Origin of the sequence: Bacillus pretiosus, assembly GCF_051294775.1 — a bacterium.
Taxonomy (GTDB): Bacteria; Bacillota; Bacilli; order Bacillales; family Bacillaceae_G; genus Bacillus_A; species Bacillus_A wiedmannii.
Genome location: NZ_JBPPHF010000058.1, coordinates 1 through 341, shown reverse-complemented (window position 1 = coordinate 341; position 341 = coordinate 1). Strand labels below are relative to the sequence as shown.

The 341-nt window shown below is 39.0% G+C and carries 1 protein-coding gene; it reads right to left on the bottom strand.

The genetic code is table 11. The features are described from left to right. Positions 1 to 341 (bottom strand): acyl-CoA dehydrogenase family protein (locus tag ACSG5Z_RS29835; protein ID WP_435712745.1); only part of this gene is annotated, 341 nt, incomplete at both ends.

The window sequence follows — 341 nt, the reverse complement described above, 5'->3', positions numbered from 1 at the left end:
TTACTTCCTCTTCAGATAATGTGCTCATGCGGCTTTCGAATAAACCTACTGTACGGTATACAGAGCTTTCAGCTGCATTTGTTTTCGCTGCCATATTCGCAAGTTTCTCTTGAATTAATGGGAAGCGAGCGATTGGTTGTTTGAACTGTTGACGTTGGTTTGCATATTGTGCTGAAATTTCTACTGCACGTTTCGCAGATCCAACTGTACCAACACCTAATTTATAACGGCCGATATTTAAAATGTTGAACGCGATAATATGACCGTTACCGATTTCACCAAGTAAGTTTTCTTTCGGTACTAATGCATCTTCTAAAATTAACGTACGAGTTGAAGAACAT